Genomic DNA, 2,237 nt, shown 5'->3' with positions numbered 1-2,237 from the left:
TGTTGACGCTCGCGATCGGTTACGAGGACAGGCGCAGGACGAAGCAAGGGCATCGAAAAAACCAGAGTAGATCACGAAGTTTGCATCTTACAACGCGCTCTTCAGAAACGGTATTAGGATTTTCATCCTGCGGTACTAGTTTCCTAATGCTCTCCCAGTCGACCGATTTATCGATATTTCGGTCGACGACACCACTGACTAATTCGTAGGTAACCTTCTCTTTGATTGTTACATCTGCGATGGTGCTGTTGACGCAGGACAGCAAGATTCGCTCCTCAAAGGCCTTCGTGAAACCGCTTCTGCGCGTGAACCAGCTGACTTGCTGGGTTGTCGTTGGTTGACCATCGCAATCACATTGATATCGCGGCAAACGAATTCGTAGGTAAACCTGCTTTCCAAGAATATCCAAATGGCGCAACTCAACAAACTCACCATAACCATTTGACTTGTCTATTCGCTTTCCGCATTTGTGACAATGCGTGCCTTTTTCTGTGCTTATCACAGTGAGGATGTAATTTCCGCTTCTATCTTCAAAGGCCTCCTGGATTTGAATATTCGGCAGATCAATTAATAGCTCCATAGCTTGCTTAAGTGACGTGGTGTCAGACTCGATGCTACCCTCCAGTTCTTCGTAAGATCATGTAATCTAAGTATATCATAACCTACTGAGTTCCCAGAGAGCCGCTTATTTGTTCCCAAGAGAAATTGAGCCTGGCCCGAATGGCACTGACTTAAGCGCAACCATCCGAAAAAATTGGAAAAACAGCGAACCACCCGCCGTGGGTGTACTGTAGGTGGAGATCGAGGAACTTGCCACCGGAGGGGCCTACCATGATGCATTGCGGACCACTGACCAACGCCGTTCAACGGCAGGTGCAGAACTGCACGGAGCAGTCCGACGCCGACGTCTTCTTCGACCTGCTGACCGGCCCACGGTTGCTGGAGAGTGCCGCCGCGCTGGCCCCGGCGCACCGCAACCGATTGTTTCCGTCTATGAAGGTGCTGTCGATGTTCTGCACCCAGGCGCTGTCGGCGGACGGCTCGTGCCAACAGGCCGTCGATGGCGAGGCGATCAAACGGATGGCCCAAGGCCTGCCGCCTTGCAAGAGCGACACCGGCGGCTATTGCAAAGCGCGCCAGCGCCTGCCGACGGAAATCCCCAGAACGCTGGCGCGTGAGACCGGCGCGCTGGTGTCGAACGCGATTCCAAACCACTGGCGGTGGCAGGGCCGCCGGGTGTGGATGGTTGACGGCACCACGCTGTCGATGCCCGACACCCGGGCCAACCAGATCCGGTGGCCACAGCCCGCCACCCAGGCGCCGGGGCTGGGGTTTCCGCAATGTCGCATGGGAGTAGATCAACTTGGGCAGTGGTGCCCTGTGCGACGCGGCGATCGGCCCCTGTCAGGGCAAGGGCAGCGACGAGCAGACGTTGCTGCGCCAGCTCTTCCCGCACTTGGAGGCGGGCGATGTGCTGGTGGGCGACGCGTTCTTTCCGACCTATTTTCTGCTGTGCGCACTGGTTGCGGGTGGTGTCGACGGGGTCTTCGAGCAGTTCGGCGCGCGTCGGCGCACCACGAATTTCTCGCTTGGTCAGCGTCTTGGCCCGCGCGACCATCTCCTCACATTGAACAAACCCGAGTGCCCGACGTGGATGAGTCGGGCCGACTATGGCCGCGTGCCGGCCACCCTGACGGTGCGTGAACTGGCGGCCGGCGGTAAGATTCTGGTCACGACCCTGCGGTGTCCCAACCGCTATCCCAAGCCAGCGATCAAAGCACTCTATTGGCGCCGCTGGAGCGTCGAGCTCGATCTGAGGAACGCAAAAACCACCCTCGGCATGGAACGACTCTCCTGCAAAAGCCCGGGGATGGTCGAGAAGGAAATCTGGATCTACCTCCTTGCCTACAACCTGATCCGTCTGCTGATGGCGCAGTCGGCGTTGCTGGCCGACCAGATCCCCCGCCAACTCAGTTTCAAGCACGCCGTGCAATTGTGGACCCTGTGGCAACACTACCGCGACGCTCTCGCCACGGCAGCCGACCTGGCGGCCTTGCTCGCCATGATGGCCGAGCCGCGGGTCGGTCTGCGTCCCGAGACACGTAACGGCGATACGGAACTCGTTATTTTAACGAATTTGCCGTCAGCGGCGGCCGATGCCATCACGATTGCTACCTTGTATCGGACGCGTTGGGGCATCGAAACGATCTTTCAAAAATTGGAAAAATATTTCAATT

Annotated in this window: 2 protein-coding genes; one reads left to right on the top strand and one right to left on the bottom strand. The window is 57.4% G+C overall.

Annotated elements, in window-relative coordinates:
• Positions 1-19: 19 nt before the first annotated feature.
• Entirely contained in the window at positions 20-580 is a 561-nt protein-coding gene (locus QZX93_RS09730; RefSeq protein WP_295391661.1) for a transposase family protein, read from the bottom strand.
• Between the two features lie 783 nt (positions 581-1,363).
• Between QZX93_RS09730 and QZX93_RS09725 the strand changes: the two genes are divergently transcribed.
• On the top strand, positions 1,364-2,237 hold an 874-nt coding region (locus QZX93_RS09725), incomplete at its 3' end, for an IS4 family transposase (protein WP_295391659.1).

This window comes from uncultured Thiodictyon sp. (genome assembly GCF_903946935.1).
Classification (GTDB): Bacteria; Pseudomonadota; Gammaproteobacteria; order Chromatiales; family Chromatiaceae; genus Thiodictyon.
Note: the sequence above shows the minus strand (reverse complement) of the source record. Positions and strands in the feature narration are given on the sequence as shown.

Excerpts from the sequence above, each read along its gene's own strand:
- QZX93_RS09730 (WP_295391661.1), bottom strand. The coding sequence starts at position 580 with ATGGAGCTATTAATTGATCTGCCGAATATTCAAATCCAGGAGGCCTTT.